General features: G+C 62.4%; 14 protein-coding genes and 1 pseudogene. 7 read left to right on the top strand and 8 right to left on the bottom strand.

The features are described 5' to 3' along the window. Positions 1–108: 108 nt before the first annotated feature. The 5 genes from moaE to PFU01S_RS10810 all read right to left on the bottom strand — a co-directional run bounded on the left by moaE (position 109) and on the right by PFU01S_RS10810 (position 4,196). Positions 109–558 (bottom strand): molybdopterin synthase catalytic subunit MoaE, encoded by a 450-nt coding sequence (moaE, locus tag PFU01S_RS10830; RefSeq protein ID WP_027914454.1) that lies wholly within the window; start codon positions 556–558, stop codon positions 109–111. 2 nt (positions 559–560) lie between these two features. Next, a complete protein-coding gene (locus PFU01S_RS10825; protein ID WP_027914453.1) occupies positions 561–806 on the bottom strand; it encodes a MoaD/ThiS family protein in 246 nt (81 codons plus the stop codon). Then, positions 806–1,276 carry a cyclic pyranopterin monophosphate synthase MoaC gene (gene moaC / locus PFU01S_RS10820; RefSeq protein WP_023534451.1) on the bottom strand — a complete coding sequence of 157 codons (471 nt, stop codon included), beginning with the start codon at positions 1,274–1,276 and terminating at the stop codon, positions 806–808. Before moaC ends, PFU01S_RS10825 begins: the two co-directional genes overlap by 1 nt. A 118-nt stretch (positions 1,277–1,394) precedes the next feature. After that, complete coding sequence (locus tag PFU01S_RS10815) at positions 1,395–2,789, bottom strand: PhoH family protein (protein ID WP_023534350.1); 1,395 nt, start codon at positions 2,787–2,789, stop codon at positions 1,395–1,397. A 264-nt stretch (positions 2,790–3,053) separates the two neighbouring features. After that, complete coding sequence (locus PFU01S_RS10810) at positions 3,054–4,196, bottom strand: polysaccharide deacetylase family protein (RefSeq protein WP_028687191.1); 1,143 nt, start codon at positions 4,194–4,196, stop codon at positions 3,054–3,056. A gap of 136 nt (positions 4,197–4,332) precedes the next feature. Between PFU01S_RS10810 and yaaA the strand changes: the two genes are divergently transcribed. Continuing rightward, the gene (yaaA, locus tag PFU01S_RS10805) at positions 4,333–5,112 is read left to right on the top strand and encodes a peroxide stress protein YaaA (RefSeq protein WP_028687190.1); all 780 of its coding nucleotides are present in this window, start codon (positions 4,333–4,335) and stop codon (positions 5,110–5,112) included. A gap of 21 nt (positions 5,113–5,133) precedes the next feature. Here the strand turns inward: yaaA and PFU01S_RS10800 are convergent, their stop codons facing one another. The 3 genes from PFU01S_RS10800 to PFU01S_RS10790 all read right to left on the bottom strand — a co-directional run bounded on the left by PFU01S_RS10800 (position 5,134) and on the right by PFU01S_RS10790 (position 7,065). Continuing rightward, positions 5,134–5,760, bottom strand: a complete 627-nt coding sequence (locus PFU01S_RS10800) for an ABC transporter ATP-binding protein (protein ID WP_033736888.1) — start codon at positions 5,758–5,760, stop codon at positions 5,134–5,136. After that, positions 5,757–6,539 (bottom strand): hypothetical protein, encoded by a 783-nt coding sequence (locus PFU01S_RS10795; protein WP_128610837.1) that lies wholly within the window; start codon positions 6,537–6,539, stop codon positions 5,757–5,759. Before PFU01S_RS10795 ends, PFU01S_RS10800 begins: the two co-directional genes overlap by 4 nt. Before the next feature lie 88 nt (positions 6,540–6,627). Continuing rightward, entirely contained in the window at positions 6,628–7,065 is a 438-nt protein-coding gene (locus PFU01S_RS10790; protein WP_028687189.1) for a hypothetical protein, read from the bottom strand. Between the two features lie 901 nt (positions 7,066–7,966). On the opposite strand from PFU01S_RS10790, the gene PFU01S_RS10785 reads away from it, so the two are divergent. From PFU01S_RS10785 to PFU01S_RS10760, 6 genes and pseudogenes are all read left to right on the top strand, one after another. Next, positions 7,967–9,283, top strand: coding sequence for a nucleotide sugar dehydrogenase (locus tag PFU01S_RS10785; RefSeq protein WP_023534285.1), 1,317 nt, complete (start codon positions 7,967–7,969; stop codon positions 9,281–9,283). Positions 9,284–9,352: 69 nt separating this feature from the next. Then, positions 9,353–10,834: a mannuronan synthase gene (gene alg8, locus PFU01S_RS10780; protein WP_161780414.1), complete on the top strand. Its 1,482-nt coding sequence runs from the start codon at positions 9,353–9,355 to the stop codon at positions 10,832–10,834. Between the two features lie 36 nt (positions 10,835–10,870). Beyond that, positions 10,871–12,037 (top strand): alginate biosynthesis protein Alg44, encoded by a 1,167-nt coding sequence (locus PFU01S_RS10775; protein WP_028687188.1) that lies wholly within the window; start codon positions 10,871–10,873, stop codon positions 12,035–12,037. A 10-nt stretch (positions 12,038–12,047) separates the two neighbouring features. Beyond that, positions 12,048–13,481, top strand: a complete 1,434-nt coding sequence (gene algK / locus PFU01S_RS10770; protein ID WP_042139490.1) for an alginate biosynthesis TPR repeat lipoprotein AlgK — start codon at positions 12,048–12,050, stop codon at positions 13,479–13,481. Then, positions 13,478–14,953, top strand: coding sequence for an alginate export family protein (locus PFU01S_RS10765; protein ID WP_028687186.1), 1,476 nt, complete (start codon positions 13,478–13,480; stop codon positions 14,951–14,953). The genes algK and PFU01S_RS10765 overlap by 4 nt, the downstream gene beginning before the upstream one ends. Positions 14,954–14,971: 18 nt before the next feature. Further along, positions 14,972–15,885, top strand: a pseudogene (locus tag PFU01S_RS10760) (right-handed parallel beta-helix repeat-containing protein); the annotation flags it as partial.

The raw sequence follows: 15,885 nt of genomic DNA, 5'->3' as shown, positions 1-15,885 counted from the left end.
GCCCTGACCACCGGATCGGCCGCAATGGGCCGCGCAGCGACCCTGGGCGTTGAGCCTGCATGACTGAACCCTGGGCGTTTCTGCGACGCCCAAGGTCAATCGCTCCCTCTACCCCCACCGCCCCGCCGCGTCCTGGTCGCTCTGACGTCCTTCCACCCATCGCTCCCCTTGCCCGGTCGTTTCCTTCTTCCAGAACGGTGCACGGGTCTTCAGGTAATCCATGATGAAGTTGCAAGCCTCGAACGAGGCCTGCCGATGGGCACTGGCCACGCCGACGAACACGATCGGCTCACCGGGCGCCAAGTAACCCACGCGGTGCAGCACCTCGACCTTGAGCAACGGCCAGCGCTGCTGCGCCTCGGCCACGATCTTGGCCAGGGCCTTCTCGGTCATGCCGGGATAATGCTCAAGCATCATACCCGCCACGTCCTGGCCGTCGTTGAAGTCCCGCACGTAGCCGATGAAGCTGACCACTGCCCCGACACCCACGTTGGCCGCGTGCAAGGCGTTGGTCTCAACGCCTGGGTCGAAAGCGCCTTCCTGTACCCGAACGGCCATGCTCAACCTCCGGTTACAGGCGGAAAGAACGCCACTTCATCGCCCTCTTGCACAGGCTCATCCAGCCTGCACAATTCCTCGTTGCGGGCGCACATCAGGTTTTGCTCGGCCAGCACCTGATAAGGCTCGCCTCTACCCACCAACGCCAGGCGCACATCGTCCACATCCTTGAACGTCCCTTCGAGCGACTCGCTACCGCGTCCCAGTCGCTCCCGGTAGCGAGCGAAATACATCACCTTGATCTTCATCAGCCTTGCACCTTGTACGGGCCGCTTTTTCCGCCCAGCTTCTCCAACAAGCGCACTTGCTCGATGACCATGCCCTTGTCCACGGCCTTGCACATGTCGTAGAGGGTCAATGCAGCCACGCTGGCTGCCGTCAGCGCTTCCATCTCCACGCCGGTCTGCCCGGCCAGCTTGCACCGGGCGACGATGCGCACTGCATCACTGCCCTCGGCGCTGAGCTCGACCTTGACACTGGTCAGCATCAGCGGGTGACACAACGGAATCAGGTCGCTGGTCTTCTTCGCCGCCTGAATGCCGGCGATGCGCGCTACAGCGAAGACATCACCCTTGGGATGCTCACCGTCCACGATCATTTGCAGGGTGTGCGGCAACATGCGCACGCGCGCTTCGGCTGTGGCCTCGCGCTCGGTCACGGCTTTTTCAGTGACGTCGACCATGTTGGCCCGCCCTTGGGAATCAAGATGTGTCAGCACTGCTCTGCTCCTGTGAAGGGAGCAGAGAGTGTAAACCGGTGGGTCAGGTTTGAGCAGGGGCCAGGCCGACGCATCGCGGCCAGAAGCCGCCGGGCGGCGAACCGCCCAGCGCACGGGGCTACATGTGGGACTCGGCGAACTCGGCCAGCACCGACCGAGGAACCCCTTGCAGGGTGATGTGCACGCCGTGGGGGAAGTCCTTGAAGCGTTCGGTCAGGTAGGTCAGGCCCGAACTGGTCGCGGACAGGTACGGTGTATCGATCTGCGCCAGGTTGCCCAGGCACACCACCTTCGACCCTGCGCCGGCACGGGTGATGATGGTTTTCATCTGGTGCGGCGTGAGGTTCTGGCACTCGTCGATGAGGATCAGGCTCTGCTGGAAGCTGCGACCACGGATGTAGTTGAGCGACTTGAACTGCAGCGGCACCCGCTCGAGGATGTACTCGACACTGCCATGGGTGCTTTCGTCGTCCATGTGCAAGGCTTCGAGGTTGTCGGTGATGGCGCCCAGCCAGGGCTCCATCTTCTCGGCCTCTGTGCCCGGTAGAAAACCGATCTCCTGGTCGAGCCCCTGCACGCTACGGGTGGCGATGATGCGCCGGTAGCGCTTGCTGACCATGGTCTGCTCGATGGCCGCCGCCAGCGCCAGGATGGTCTTGCCCGAACCCGCCGCCCCGGTCAGGTTGACCAGGTGGATATCCGGATCGAGCAGCGCCAACAACGCCAGGCTCTGATGAATGTCACGCGGCTTCAAGCCCCAGGCTTCCTGGTGCAGCAAGGGCTCCTGGTGCAGGTCGAGCAGTAGCAGTTCGCCCTCGCGCGTGCCCTTGATCCAGCCGACGAACCCTTGCTCATCGATGATGAACTCGTTCACGTGCACCGCTGGCAGCGGCTCGGCCAATTGCACCCTGTGCCAGGTACGGCCACGCTCCTGACGCGTGTCGACCTTGCTGACCCGGTCCCAGAACGAGCCGGTGACCGAGTGGTAGCCCTTGGACAACAGCGACACGTCGTCGACCAACTGGTCGGTGCTGTAGTCCTCGGCGGCAATGCCGCAGGCACGCGCCTTCAGGCGCATGTTGATGTCCTTGGTGACCAGCACCACGTCCAAGTCGGTACGCCGTGCCCTGACTTCGAGCAGCTGATTGATGATGATGTTGTCGTTGAGGGTTTCGGGCAACAGCTTGTTCGGCTCGTTGCGCGGGGTCATCAGGATGGACAGATAACCTTTTGGCCCACTTTTGCCACGCTGGATGGGTACCCCCTGCTCCACCACGCTGGGCGAGGCATCACCCAGCGTCTGGTCGATCAGGCGGATGGCCTGGCGGCATTCGGCAGCGATACTTTGCTTACCGGCCTTGAGCTTGTCCAGTTCCTCCAGCACCGTCATGGGAATGGCGACGTGGTGCTCCTCGAAGTTGAGTAATGCGTTGGGGTCGTGAATCAGGACGTTGGTATCGAGCACATAGAGGATTGGCTTGCTGGAGGAAGGGGTGCGTCCTTGGTCATCCATACTCGGTCACCTTATGTCGAAGCGGCACGGCGTGGTCTGTTACGCCGCGGAGTGACTGCCGTTCTTCCCGTATCCGCGTTGTTACGGGCGGGAAGCGATCTGGCCAGGTGGACCCATGTGACGCCACCTGTGCTGCAGGAATCGGCTGTCTGGTTTCTTCATACCGCAAAAGCCATGACCGGAAAAAGCATTTTTATACGATTGCCAACTTTATTTTTCTGATTGACGAACAGGCCTTGGCGCCAGCGCCAAGCAGGTCTACAGTCAGAAGTCAGGTTGCTGCGCGCCCTGTCCGTATTCGCGACAATCCTGCCAACCAATGCCGCTTTGCGCGGTGTGTTCAAGCAGCCACTGCAGCGCAGGCCTGGCCTTGGGCAACGCGTCATGAAACTGGATTACGCCTTTGCGCCATAGCAGCATCAAGGTCAACACACGCTGGGCTGAGGCCTGCGCACTCAAGCCCGAGTCGTCCTGCGCATCGATATCCCACAGCGAGACCTGCAACTGCTGGCGCTGCATGAAGGCCTGGCCGTCGGCCCGCCGCTGGCCATAGGGCGGGCGAAACAGCGGCACGTACTGCTCGGGCAGGTCTGCCCGCACCCGTGCCTGGCTGCGGCTGATCGAGGCCTGCCAATCCGTCCACTGCGCGTGGGACCGGTACTCCCACCCCTGAATGCCTACGCACTGCCCTTCATACAAGCGCCGCAGGGCCGCCAGCGATTCGCCGTCACGACGTTGCTGCAAACGGCTGCCGAGCACGAAGAACGTCCCATCGAGCTTCTGCTTGCGCAGGTAGGCGGTCAACGCGTCTGTGGTGCCCGCCGCCGCGCCCGGCCCACCGGCAAAGGTGAGCAGAAACAGCCGGTCATTGAGCTCATCGCCGTTGCGTTCGGCCGCCGGCAGCCGCTGTACTTCGCTGCTGGTCTGCGGCAACAACGCCGCCTTGCGCAGTTGCTCGTTCAGGTACTGCTCATGAAATTGCCGGCTGGGCTCGATCCAGCCCGTGTAGAACTCACCCACATCCGTGGCGAAGCTCGCCGCTTGCAAGCGCAGTTCGGCCATCGACGTCACCGCATAGCAAAAGGACGCATCCTGCTCGCAACTGCGTTGCGCCTGTTGATAACCTTGCCAAAGCCGCTGCCACAGCCGCGCCCTCACCTGCCTGACCTTCTGCACGTTGACCTGCCGCAGGCCCAGGCGAGCTGCCAAGGTATTCTCGTCGAGCAGCTCGTTCTCGTGCAGCACCCGGGCGAACGAGAGTATTTCGGCCCGTGATGCCACATCGAACAGCGCAGGGCTGTCCAGCTGCTCCGGCCACAGGCCACGGTCCAGGCTGGCCGGCGTGGCAGGGGCGGCTTGAACGGCCAGGCTCAACAGGCCAGCCAGCAGGGCTGTAACGAGGCGCACGGTCAGGGCTCCGCTCAAGGAAAACAGGCACTATAGCCGCTGTATCGGCCATGGGCGTTGACTATTGTCGCCATAGTTTGGACTTGCCTCTTCCAACCCTTAGAATCCCCGCTCAACGATGCCAGGAGCCGATCCGATGCTGACGGTGATTTCCCCCGCCAAGACCCTCGACTACGACACCCCGCCGGTGACCGAGCGTTTCACCCTGCCCCGCCACCTCGACCATTCCCAGGAACTGATCGAGCAGCTGCGAGCAATGAGCCCGGCGCAGATCAGCGAACTGATGCACCTGTCCGACAAGCTGGCGGGCCTGAACGCCGCGCGTTTCGGCAGTTGGACACCCGCCTTCACGCCAGAGAACGCCAAGCAGGCCCTGCTGGCTTTCAAAGGTGACGTCTACACCGGCCTGGACGCCCAGACCTTGACTGAAGACGACCTCAGCTACGCCCAGGATCACCTGCGCATGCTCTCCGGCCTCTACGGCCTGTTGCGCCCTCTGGACCTGATGCAGCCCTATCGCCTGGAAATGGGCACCAAACTGGCCAACGCCCGTGGCAAGGACCTGTACGCGTTCTGGGGCACGCGCATCAGCGAGTGGCTCAACGAGGCCCTGGCCGAACAGGGCGACGATGTGCTGCTGAATCTGGCCAGCAACGAATATTTCAGCGCGGTCAAGCGCAGCGCCCTGAAGGCCCGGGTGATCAACGTGGACTTCAAGGACCTGAAAAACGGCCAGCACAAGATCATCAGCTTCTATGCCAAGAAAGCGCGCGGCATGATGAGCCGCTTCGTCATCGAAGAGCGCATCAGTGACCCGACGCAGCTCAAGCAGTTCGAGGTGCAGGGGTATTACTACAGCGCCGAGCAGTCGAAGGCCGAACACCTGGTGTTCTTGCGGGATCAGCCCGACGCATAGGGCGCTGAGCGCAACAGGTCGTCAGGGCAGCCTGTGTGCCACCTTGGCATCATGGGTGACCACCAGCAAGGTCGTGCCTCTTTCCTGGTTGAGGGTCAGCAGCAGGTGCAGCACCTGCTCACCGGTCTGGGCGTCAAGGCTCCCGGTGGGCTCGTCGGCCACCAGCAGGCTCGGCTCGGTCACCAACGCACGCGCGATCGTCACACGTTGGCGCTGACCACCGGACATCTCGGCGGGCCGCTTCCCCGCCTGGCTGGCAAGGCCTACGGCACGCAATTGCACCTCGGCGTGCTGGCGGGCAACGGGCAAGCGCAGCCCTCGATACGATAGCGGCAACGCCACGTTGTCCAGGGCGCACAACCGCGGCAGCAGGTTGAAACTCTGGAAAACGAAGCCGATCAGGCGGTTGCGCATCACGGCGCGCTGGTCGGCGCTGGCGCCTGTCATGTCGGTACCGCCGATCCATACCTGGCCTGCGCACGGGCGGTCTAGCAGCCCGATCAGGTTCAGCAACGTGCTCTTGCCCGAACCGGACGGGCCGATGACAGCGCACGTCTGCCCGCTGGGGATCAGCAGGTCGATGCCTTGAAGCACCGGCACGTCACCCTGAAACCGGCTGACATTGCACAGCTGTACGGCGGGCATCATGCGGGCTTGCCTGGTTCGTCAGGGCCTTCGAGCGGCGGGTGATCCTTCTTTGCCTGGTCTTCAAGCTTGCGGGCGGTTTTCAGGAGGGTGTCTATCAGAGAATCGGCTTCATCGCCGCGCGGTGGGTCGGTTTTGCCTATCATCAGGGTCATGTTGACTTCGTAGTTGCCGAAGCCTGCTTCCAGAATGGGCGGCAACGCCTTGTAAGTTGCAATAATTTCCCGGGTTGTCTCATCTTGATACCCCGTCTGCTGGTATTCGGCGTTCAATTTATCGACCATCGCCCGGGACCACACTTCATAGCGCTTGCCTAACTCTCTGCTTGCGGCGAGGCGCTCGTTGTGGGTGAAATCGCCGCCTTCGTCGTAACCGATCAGAGCGAGCTGTTCAATTGTCAGTCTCCGGAAAGGATTACTCCCCTTTCCGTTCAGAAAATCCGTGGCTTGCCTTGCCCTTGCCAATAACTCGGGATCCTCCGTGTCTGGGACATGTGCGTCGTGAAGGGGCTTGGTAAGCCTGTATGCACTTCCGCCTAGCTCCATCTGTATCTTGGATGCCAGAGTAGCCAGCTCTTGCCGACTAAGCTGACTGTCACGCGCAGCCGCCCGCTGAGCGGCACTGGCAAGTTGTTTGGCCAACGGCGAAAGATCAAGGGACGCTTGGCGAGTCGCACCTGAGCTTACCGCGGCCTCTTGTTTTTGGGGGGCTGGATGGGTAGGGGCGCGCGTAAAAGCAACCCCACGGATCGAACCAGCAGAAAAATCACTTATTTTTGGCATCGGCAATTACTCACTTTTTAAAGTTTCGCGAATATCCCAAGGGCTCGCATGGCTTGAAACAACAGGCCAAGCGAGTCTTTTTAGCCGCTTACTTCATGGTGAATTCAGCCTTCCAGGCATAATTTGCGCTGAATCCAGAGTTCACTGCCGTGCACGTTGCCCCACCGGAAGGGGTTGCAGTCTTGTTCCATTTAGGCTGTTTGATGCCACCGGACATCATCATCACAAACGTAGTGCTGAACGCACAGGTTTTACGCCCTGCCGCATATCGCAACATGGCGCCGTTGGTGTCGGGGCTCACCAATCGTTGCACGCTAAAGGTAATCGACGAGCCGGGCTGTACCTCCTGAAGTGGTGCGGGCCTGGCAATCTGATACGTACTGGTCTCGTTCGCATTGGTCAGCTGGAGTTTCACCGACTCGGTTCCAAGATTTCTGAACGTCACTTCAACGGGTGGCCCAGCAAGGGCTGGAGCCGCCGCCAGCATGACGGCGGTGGCAGACAGGATTCGCATGCAGTTCTTCATCGTTTCAAGCCTCGTCTCTTCCATGTGGTTAGGGAGCAGACGCCTGCGTGGGCCGGCCACGCATGGACTGCGACGATCCTTCGTTCACAGCCGCCGATGACGACGTCTAGCCACGTTGGCGGCCCGGTGCTGAAAAACCTTAGGAAGCGAAGGGCCTTCAAGCGTTACGAAATATGGCGAGAAATCGTGAAACCCAGCCGTAAAGGACTGTTTATTGACGTCAAGAAATAAACACCGGTCCAAAAAATCTCAGATTGCCACCATCGCTCAGGCCGATTTTTTTAGTTTTTTTCGCACCCGACGCTCATGCTGGCATATAAACATCTCGAAACATTTTCGCCCTTTATATACCGAGGTCAAACCGCCTCGTGCCATCAATTTGAAATTGTATGACCCTCGCGAAATACTGAAAAAACCCGCATACGAATGAATCTCAGGCCGGAACTTCTCTCAACCCTACTGCTCATAGGTGCCGTAACGATTTTGCTGTTCGTAGGTTGTAAGAGATGGCCTAAAGATAAATTCCCATACCGGAAAGTTGCCAGCATCTCGATATCAAACCCTGGCAATAAAATGTCGCGCCCAGCACGTCAATAATGGCCACGCCCAGCGCGGGTAATTGAACGCTATGGTTTTTATTTTAAATAGCACACCCAGCGACCCGGCACCTGTATATAAACATGGACAGACGTGCCGACCGCACCCAAGTACTTTCTAAGCGTGGCTCAAATGGGCTTGCTCAACTAAGCACTTTAAACGCATACGTTTAATGTTGAATGTGATTGCCTGGGGCGATGCCGATAATCGCCACGCCCCCGTGCGCCCTAAATTTGTTGTTAATCAACCCCACTCGGCACCTGCAAGTACAAGTGCCAGCGTGATAACACACGAGGTGATAGCGATGCGTATCAGCATCTTTGGTTTGGGTTATGTAGGTGCCGTCTGTGCAGGTTGCCTGACTGCACGTGGCCATGACGTAATTGGCGTCGATGTCTCGGCCACCAAGATCGACTTGATCAACCAGGGTAAGTCGCCCATCGTCGAACCAGGCCTGGAGGCGCTGTTGCAGCAGGGCATCGCCAATGGCCGCCTGCGGGGGACCACCGACTTTGCCGAGGCCATCCGGGCCAGCGATGTGTCGATGATCTGCGTGGGCACCCCCAGCAAGAAGAATGGCGACCTGGGCCTTGAGTACATCGAATCGGTGTGCCGCGAGATCGGTTTCGTACTGCGTGAAAAAGCCAGCCGCCACACCATCGTGGTACGCAGTACCGTGTTGCCGGGCACCGTGAAGAACGTGGTAATACCGCTGCTCGAAGACTGCTCCGGCAAACGTGCCGGCATCGACTTCGGCGTCGCAGTCAACCCTGAGTTCCTGCGGGAGAGCACGGCCATCAAGGACTACGACCATCCGCCGATGACCGTCATCGGTGAGCTCGACAGCGCCAGTGGCGACGTGCTCCAGGCGCTCTACGAAGAACTCGATGCACCTGTCATCCGCAAGTCGGTCGAAGTGGCCGAGATGATCAAGTACACCTGCAACGTGTGGCATGCCACCAAGGTGACCTTCGCCAACGAGATCGGCAACATCGCCAAGGCCGTGGGCGTCGATGGCCGCGAAGTGATGGAAGTGGTCTGCCAGGACAAGGCGCTGAACCTGTCCCAGTACTACCTGCGTCCCGGCTTCGCCTTCGGCGGCTCGTGCCTGCCCAAGGATGTCCGTGCACTGACCTACCGCGCCGCCAGCCTCGATGTGAAAGCGCCCCTGCTCGATTCGCTGATGCGCAGCAACGAGTCCCAGGTGCAGAACGCCTTCGACCTGATCGACAGCCACGACAAGCGCAAGGTGGCCCTGCTGGGCCTGAGCTTCAAGGCCGGCACCGATGACCTGCGTGAAAGCCCACTGGTGGAGCTGGCCGAGCGCCTGATCGGCAAGGGCTACCAGTTGGACATCTATGACGAGAACGTGCAGTACGCCCGGGTACACGGGGCGAACAAAGAGTACATCGAATCGAAGATCCCGCACGTGTCCTCGCTGCTCAATGCCGATTTCCAGAAGGTGATCGACAACGCCGACATCATCGTGCTCGGCAACCGTGACGAGCAGTTCCGCGCCCTGGCCCAGCACGCGCCGGCCGGCAAGCAAGTGATCGACCTGGTGGGCTTCATGGCCAAGCCCACCAGCCCCGATGGCCGCACCGAAGGCATCTGCTGGTAACGCCTGGCCAGGCGACGCGGTGCCCCATCCCGCGTCGCCCCTACCCTGAATTCTTCACGGATGCTGAACATGCAAAGGCTTAAGACAGCGCTGCTGCAGTGCGCCGGTTGGTTGTTCTACATGAGCCTTCTCATGCTGATCGCCCTGGCCCTGCCAGCCGACATCTTCGACCCGCAGTCCAGGCACTTCATCTTCCTGGTCGGCGCAGTTGGCATCTGGCGTTACTCCATGGGCGCCACCCACTTCATCCGTGGCATGGTCTTTCTGTACGGCGTCTATCCGTACCTGCGCCGCAAGGTGCAGAAGATGGGCCAGGCAGCCGATCCGTCCCATGTCTACCTGATGGTCACCAGCTTTCGCATCGAAGCGCTGACCACCGCCCAGGTGTACAGCTCGGTGATTCGCGAAGCGATCGACTGCGGCTTCCCCACCACCGTGGTCTGTTCGCTGGTGGAGATGTCGGACGAGCTGCTGGTCAAGAGCCTGTGGGCCAGGTACAACCCGCCCCCTCATGTCACCCTGGACATCGTGCGCATCGCAGGTACCGGCAAACGCGATGGCCTTGCCTACGGCTTTCGCGCCATTTCCCGCATGCTGCCCGATGACGATGCCGTGGTGGCGGTAATCGACGGCGACACCGTGCTGGACGAGGGCGTGGTGCGCAAGACCGTGCCGTGGTTCAAGCTGTTCCCCAACGTCGGCGGCCTGACCACCAACGAGTTCTGCGAAGTGCGCGGCGGCTACATCATGAGCGAGTGGCACAAGCTGCGCTTCGCCCAGCGCCACATCAACATGTGTTCCATGGCCCTGTCCAAGCGCGTGCTGACCATGACTGGCCGCATGTCGATGTTCCGCGCCAGCGTGGTGACCAACCCCGAGTTCATCGCCGACGTGGAAAGCGACGCGTTGATGCACTGGCGCCTGGGGCGCTTCAAGTTCCTGACCGGTGACGACAAGTCCAGCTGGTTCAGCCTGATGCGCCTGGGTTACGACACGTTTTACGTGCCCGATGCGGCCATCAACACGGTCGAGCATCCGCCTGAAAAAAGCTTCTTCAAGGCCAGCCGCAAGCTGATGTACCGCTGGTACGGCAACAACCTTCGGCAGAATTCACGCGCCCTTGGGCTTGGCCTGCGCCGCCTGGGGCTGTTCACCAGCATCGTGCTGTTCGATCAGCGGGTCTCGATGTGGACCAGCCTGCTGGGCCTGACAGTGGCCCTCATCGCCAGCCTGAAATTCGGCATGGCCTACCTGCTGGTGTACCTGCTGTGGATCGGTTTCACCCGCCTGGTACTCACCTTCATGCTGCTGTGCTCGGGCCACAGCGTTGGCCCGGCCTACCCGGTGATTCTCTATTACAACCAGATCGTCGGCGCGCTGATGAAGATCTACGTGTTCTTCCGCCTCGACAAACAGTCGTGGACGCGCCAGCCCACCACCCTCAAGCGTGACCTCGCCAGCTTTCAACAATGGTTCAACACCTGGTCCTCGCGGGCCATGACCTTTTCGGCTGCCAGCCTGTTCGTCGCTGCGCTGTTCATGGTCGTGTGACCCCGCCCCGGATCGGAACTAACAGGAACAACCGCCATGAATACCGCCGTGAACGTCAACGTCGTGCATGAATCCGAAGCCCAGCGCCAGCACGCACGGGTGCGCATGCCTGCCAGGCTGCGCTTTGTCGACGCCCAGGGTCAGCCCCATGAAACCAAGGTAGATGACCTGTCGGCCGGCGGCCTGAGCTTCCATAGCCCGCATCCTCTGGCCGTAGGCCAGGTGCTGCACGGCCGGTTGCAGTTCAGCGTCGATAACCTGGGGCTGTCGATGGACGTGGCGTTTCAGGTGCGCTCCTACGTCCCAGGCAGCGGTCGGGCCGGCGTGCAGTTCCAGAACCTGGAGCCGCGCGATATCGCCACCTTGCGCCACCTGATCACCAGCCACTTGTCCGGCGAGCTGATCACCGTGGGCGATGTGCTCAGCACGCTGCAACGGGACAACTTCACCAAGGCGCGCAAGCAAAAGGACGCCGGCAGCGGGCAGGGCCCCCTGGCCCGGTTCAAGGCGGTCAGCGTGACGCTGGGCGTGTTCGTGGCGGGCGTGGCAGCGTTCGGCTTCGTTGCCAAATCGCTGTATGGCCTGTACTTCGTCAGCCATGCCCAGGCCGCAGTCGTCGCCGTGCCTGTCACCACCATCACCATGCCCAGGGACGGCACCGTCAGCAGCCTGGTGCCAAGCGGCGCCCAAACGAGCAAGGGCGCCCCGCTTGCCAGCTTCAGCACCAGCATGCTGGACGTGCTCAAGGGCAGCCTGGACGACACCCAGCTCGACCCCGCCAAAATCCAGGAGCTGTTCGGCAAGCAACTGTCCGGCACCCTCACCAGCCCTTGCGATTGCATCGTCGCCCGCCAGCGTGTGGAAGACGGCCAGTACGCCGCCAAGGGCCAACCGATCTTCGAGCTGGTGCCACGCACGAGCACACCCACTGTCCAGGCCCGCTTCAGCTACCGCCAGTTCGACGAGGTCAAGCCGGGGACGCGGGTCAACTTCCAGGTGGCAGGCGAAGACCAGGTGCGCGCAGGGGAAATCGTCGCCAGCAGCAGCCTGGAACCCGACGCGCTGGCCGCCGACATCCGCGTACAGATCAAACCGGACAGCGCCCTGCCAGCGGCCCTGGCAGGCCGGCCGGTGTCGGTTGCCAGCAACCGCGGCCCTTCGCTGGACTGGCTGATCGGCAGTGCGTCGGCCCGTGACCTGTGAGATGACGAGCATGCCAACCTTGCCTGGGTCCAACCCGCGCCCCTTTACTGCGTGCGCACTTGCCCTGACCGTGACACTGGCCGGTTGCGCCGGTCTGCCCGACCAGCGCCTGGCCAACGAAGCGCTCAAGCGCGGCGACCTGGCTGTGGCCGAACGCAACTACCAGGCACTGGCCGACCTGGGCTACAGCGATGCCCAGGTCGGGCTGGCCGACATCAAGGTGGCCACCGGTGACAGCGCCCAACGCGAGCAAGCCGAAGCCACCTACCGCGCCGCCGCTGCCACCTCGCCCCGTGCCCAGGCGCGCCTTGGCCGCCTGCTGGTGACCAAGCCGGGCAGCACCCAGGCCGAGCGCGAAGAAGCGCAAACGCTGCTCAAGCTTGCCGCCCGCCAGGGCCAGGGCAATACCCTGGTGCCACTGGCCATGCTGTACCTGGCCTACCCGCAGAGCTTCCCCACCATCAACGCGCAGCAGCAGATCGAGCGGTGGCGTACCGAGGGCTACCCGGAAGCGGGCATCGCCCAGGTGCTGCTCTACCGTACGCAGGGCACCTACGACCAGCACCTGGACGAAGTGCAGAGCCTGTGCCAGGCGGGGTTGGCGACTGCCGACCTGTGCTACGTGGAGCTGGCCACCGTGTACCGCAAGCGTGGTCAGGCCGAACAGCTGACCGCCCTGATGCACCAGCTCGAATCGGCTTACGCCCGCGGGGCAGTGCCTGCCAGCCGGGTGGACAGCGTCGCTCGCGTGCTGGCCGACCGCAGCCTGGGCCAGACCGACGGGCAAGCTGCCAAGGCGTTACTCGAACGCGTGGCACCGGCGTACCCGGCATCCTGGGTCAGCCTGGCGCAGCTGCTGTACGACTTCCCTGAACTGGGGGACACCGACCAGTTGCTGGCTTACCTGAAAAAAGGCCGTGATGCGCAGCAGCCTCGCGCGGACCTGCTGCTCGGCCGCCTGTACTACGAGGGCAAGCAGCTGCCGGCCGATGCCGAGAGCGCCGAGCGTCACCTGCTGGCCGCCGCCACGGCCGGCGAGACCAGTGCCCGCTACTACCTGGGCCAACTCTATCGCCGTGGCTACCTGGGCAACGTCGAGCCGCAGAAAGCGCTGGACAACCTGCTGGCGGCCGCACGCGGTGGCCAGGTCAGTGCCGACTATGCCCTGGCGCAGCTGTTCAGCGAGGGGCATGGCATCCGCCCGCAACCTGCCGATGCATGGGTCTTCGCGCAACTCGCCCAGGCCAACCCGACGCCCCAGTCGGCCGAGCTGTTGCAGCAGATCGAGCAGCAGCTGGCGCCCGAGGCGCGCCGCCAGGCTCAGCAGACGCTGGCGCGGGAGACCCAAGCTCGCATGGCCATGACGCCCGGCGCCATCAATACCCTGGCCCTGGATGTGCTGCAAGACGATGAAAACGACGTAGACGGTGAGGACGCGCCATGATGCTCAACCCTTTCGTCAAAGCCGGGATCGGCCTTGGCTTTGCCTTGCTGTGGTCCTGCCCGAGCCTGGCCCAGGTCACGGCCGAACGCAATTTTGGCCTGGAAGTGAAAGTCACTGGCCAGTCCGAAGACGACCGCGACCTGGGCACCCGCCCAGGCGGTGACGTCAATGGCCTGGGCCTGGACCTGCGCCCGTGGGTCTACGGCGAGCGCGGCAACTGGAGCGCTTATGCCATGGGCCAGGCGGTCACTGCCACCGATACCATCGAAACCGATACCCTGCGCCAGAACGACGATGGCACCACCACCGACACGGGCGCAGACAGTCGTCAACCGGACAAGAGCTACCTGGCCATGCGCGAGTTCTGGGTGGGCTACAGCGGCCTGACCGCCTACCCCGGCGAGCAACTGCGACTGGGCCGGCAACGGTTGCGCAGCGACGATGGCATGTGGCGCGACACCAACATCGAAGCCCTCAACTGGACCTTCGACACCACCCTGCTCAAGGCCGACCTGGGTGTAGCCCGGCGTTTCAGCGAATACCGAACCGACCTGACCGACCTGGCCCCGCAGGACGAGGATCGTACTCACCTCTACGGCAATGTCGCTGCCCAGTGGACGCCTGGCCATTGGGTGGGCCTGCGGGCTCATCACACCCACGACAGCGGTAGCCTGAAAAACCCCGGCCAAACCGTCGACGCTCTGGACAAGACCCGCACCGGCGACCTGACATGGCTGGGCCTGGAGGCCAACAGCGATGCCTACAACTGGCGCAATGAGCATGACGTCAACTACTGGGGCAGCCTGACCTGGCTGACCGGCAACCGCGACACCCTCAGCAGCCGCCAGGTGGGCGACCAGCAAGTGGCCACCGGTACCCAACGCGGCGACGTCAATGCCTGGGCCACCGACCTGGGCGTACGCCTGCGCCTGAACCCGCAGTGGCAGGTGGGCGCCGCCTACGCCCGCGGCAGCGGCGGCGGTGACGAGGGCGGCAACAACTTCGAGCAGACCGGCCTTGAAAGCAACCGCTCCAACTTCACCGGCACCCGATCGCGTGTGCATCGCTTTGGCGAGGCCTTTCGTGGCGAGCTGGGCAACCTGCAGGCCGCCACCTTGTTCGCCTCCTGGCAGCTGCGCGACGACTACGACGCAAGCTTCCTCTACCACAGGTTCTGGCGAGTGGACGGTGCGCAGAACATAGGCTCGAGCGGCATCAACGCCGTAGTCAACGACAACGGCATCAACCGGCCTTTGGTCGAGGGTGAGAAAGACCTTGGCCAGGAAATGGACGTGGTCGTGACCAAGTACTTCAAGCAAGGCCTGCTCCCCGCCTCGATGAGCCAGGCGATCGACGAGCCTTCGGCTCTGGTTCGCCTGCGTGCTGGGGTATTCAAGCCGGGCGATGCCTACGGCAAAGAGGCAGACAGCTACATGCACCGCGCCTTCGTCGACGTGATCTGGCGTTTCTGAGGCCACGAGGAAATTGCCATGAACGTTCATCCCCATCTTCGCCATAGCCTGCTGGCCTGCGCCCTGCTGCTTGCCAGTGGTTCGACCTGGGCGGCGCAACCCGGCCTGCTGACCAAGGAACTGCAACAGGCGCGCAGCTATACCGTCTCTAGCGCACCGATAGCGCCGCTGCAGCTGGACGCGCCCAAGCTCCCTGACCTCAGTGGCTACACCGCACAGGCCGTGCAGCAAAAGATCGACCGCAGCCAGCCGGGCAAGGTCAGCCTGCGCCGTATGTTCCAGGAAGACAGCCTCAAGGCATTCGTCGGTGGCGACAACAAGGCCGCCGAATGGGTGCGGCGCCAACACGGCATTCCACAGGCCATTTTCATCGACGATGGCCACGTGGACCTGGCGCAGTTGAGCCGCCAGGTGCCGCGCCAGTACCTGTCCGAGGTGCAGCCCGGTGTGTACCTGGCGCGTCTGCCCATCGTGGTCGGGCGCACCGGGACGTTGGAGATCGACGGCAAGGTCAAGCAACTGCGCCTGTCCGAGGAAGGCGGGGCATTTCTGGTCAACGACGGCAAGCTGTTCATCACCGACACCCAGGTGACCGGGTGGCGCGAGCAGGCCAAAGGCCCGGCCACGTTCCGCTCGCCCCAGGCGTTTCGCCCGTTTCTGCTGTCCTGGGGCGGCACCGAGACCTACATCGTCAACAGCACCCTGGCCAGCCTGGGCTATGCGAAGTCCAAGTCCTATGGCGTGAGCATTTCCCAGTACACCCCCAACCTGGCCAAGCGCATGGGCCGAGCGGAGCCGACCGGCTGGATCATCGGTTCGCAGTTCAGCGACCTGTGGTACGGCTTCTACTGCTATGAGACGCGCGACTTCGTGGTCAAGGACAACACCTACCGCGACAACATCGTCTACGGCATCGACCCGCACGACCGCTT

Source organism: Pseudomonas fulva NBRC 16637 = DSM 17717, assembly GCF_000730565.1.
In the GTDB taxonomy this organism is placed as follows: domain Bacteria; phylum Pseudomonadota; class Gammaproteobacteria; order Pseudomonadales; family Pseudomonadaceae; genus Aquipseudomonas; species Aquipseudomonas fulva.
This window is presented reverse-complemented; position numbering and strand designations above follow the sequence as displayed.

Excerpts from the sequence above, each read along its gene's own strand:
- alg8 (WP_161780414.1), top strand. The coding sequence starts at position 9,353 with ATGCAAAGGCTTAAGACAGCGCTGCTGCAGTGCGCCGGTTGGTTGTTC.
- moaE (WP_027914454.1), bottom strand. The coding sequence starts at position 558 with ATGGCCGTTCGGGTACAGGAAGGCGCTTTCGACCCAGGCGTTGAGACC.
- PFU01S_RS10815 (WP_023534350.1), bottom strand. The coding sequence starts at position 2,789 with ATGGATGACCAAGGACGCACCCCTTCCTCCAGCAAGCCAATCCTCTAT.
- PFU01S_RS10765 (WP_028687186.1), top strand. The coding sequence starts at position 13,478 with ATGATGCTCAACCCTTTCGTCAAAGCCGGGATCGGCCTTGGCTTTGCC.
- PFU01S_RS10800 (WP_033736888.1), bottom strand. The coding sequence starts at position 5,760 with ATGATGCCCGCCGTACAGCTGTGCAATGTCAGCCGGTTTCAGGGTGAC.
- algK (WP_042139490.1), top strand. The coding sequence starts at position 12,048 with ATGCCAACCTTGCCTGGGTCCAACCCGCGCCCCTTTACTGCGTGCGCA.
- PFU01S_RS10785 (WP_023534285.1), top strand. The coding sequence starts at position 7,967 with ATGCGTATCAGCATCTTTGGTTTGGGTTATGTAGGTGCCGTCTGTGCA.
- yaaA (WP_028687190.1), top strand. The coding sequence starts at position 4,333 with ATGCTGACGGTGATTTCCCCCGCCAAGACCCTCGACTACGACACCCCG.
- PFU01S_RS10795 (WP_128610837.1), bottom strand. The coding sequence starts at position 6,539 with ATGCCAAAAATAAGTGATTTTTCTGCTGGTTCGATCCGTGGGGTTGCT.
- PFU01S_RS10790 (WP_028687189.1), bottom strand. The coding sequence starts at position 7,065 with ATGAAGAACTGCATGCGAATCCTGTCTGCCACCGCCGTCATGCTGGCG.
- PFU01S_RS10775 (WP_028687188.1), top strand. The coding sequence starts at position 10,871 with ATGAATACCGCCGTGAACGTCAACGTCGTGCATGAATCCGAAGCCCAG.
- PFU01S_RS10825 (WP_027914453.1), bottom strand. The coding sequence starts at position 806 with ATGAAGATCAAGGTGATGTATTTCGCTCGCTACCGGGAGCGACTGGGA.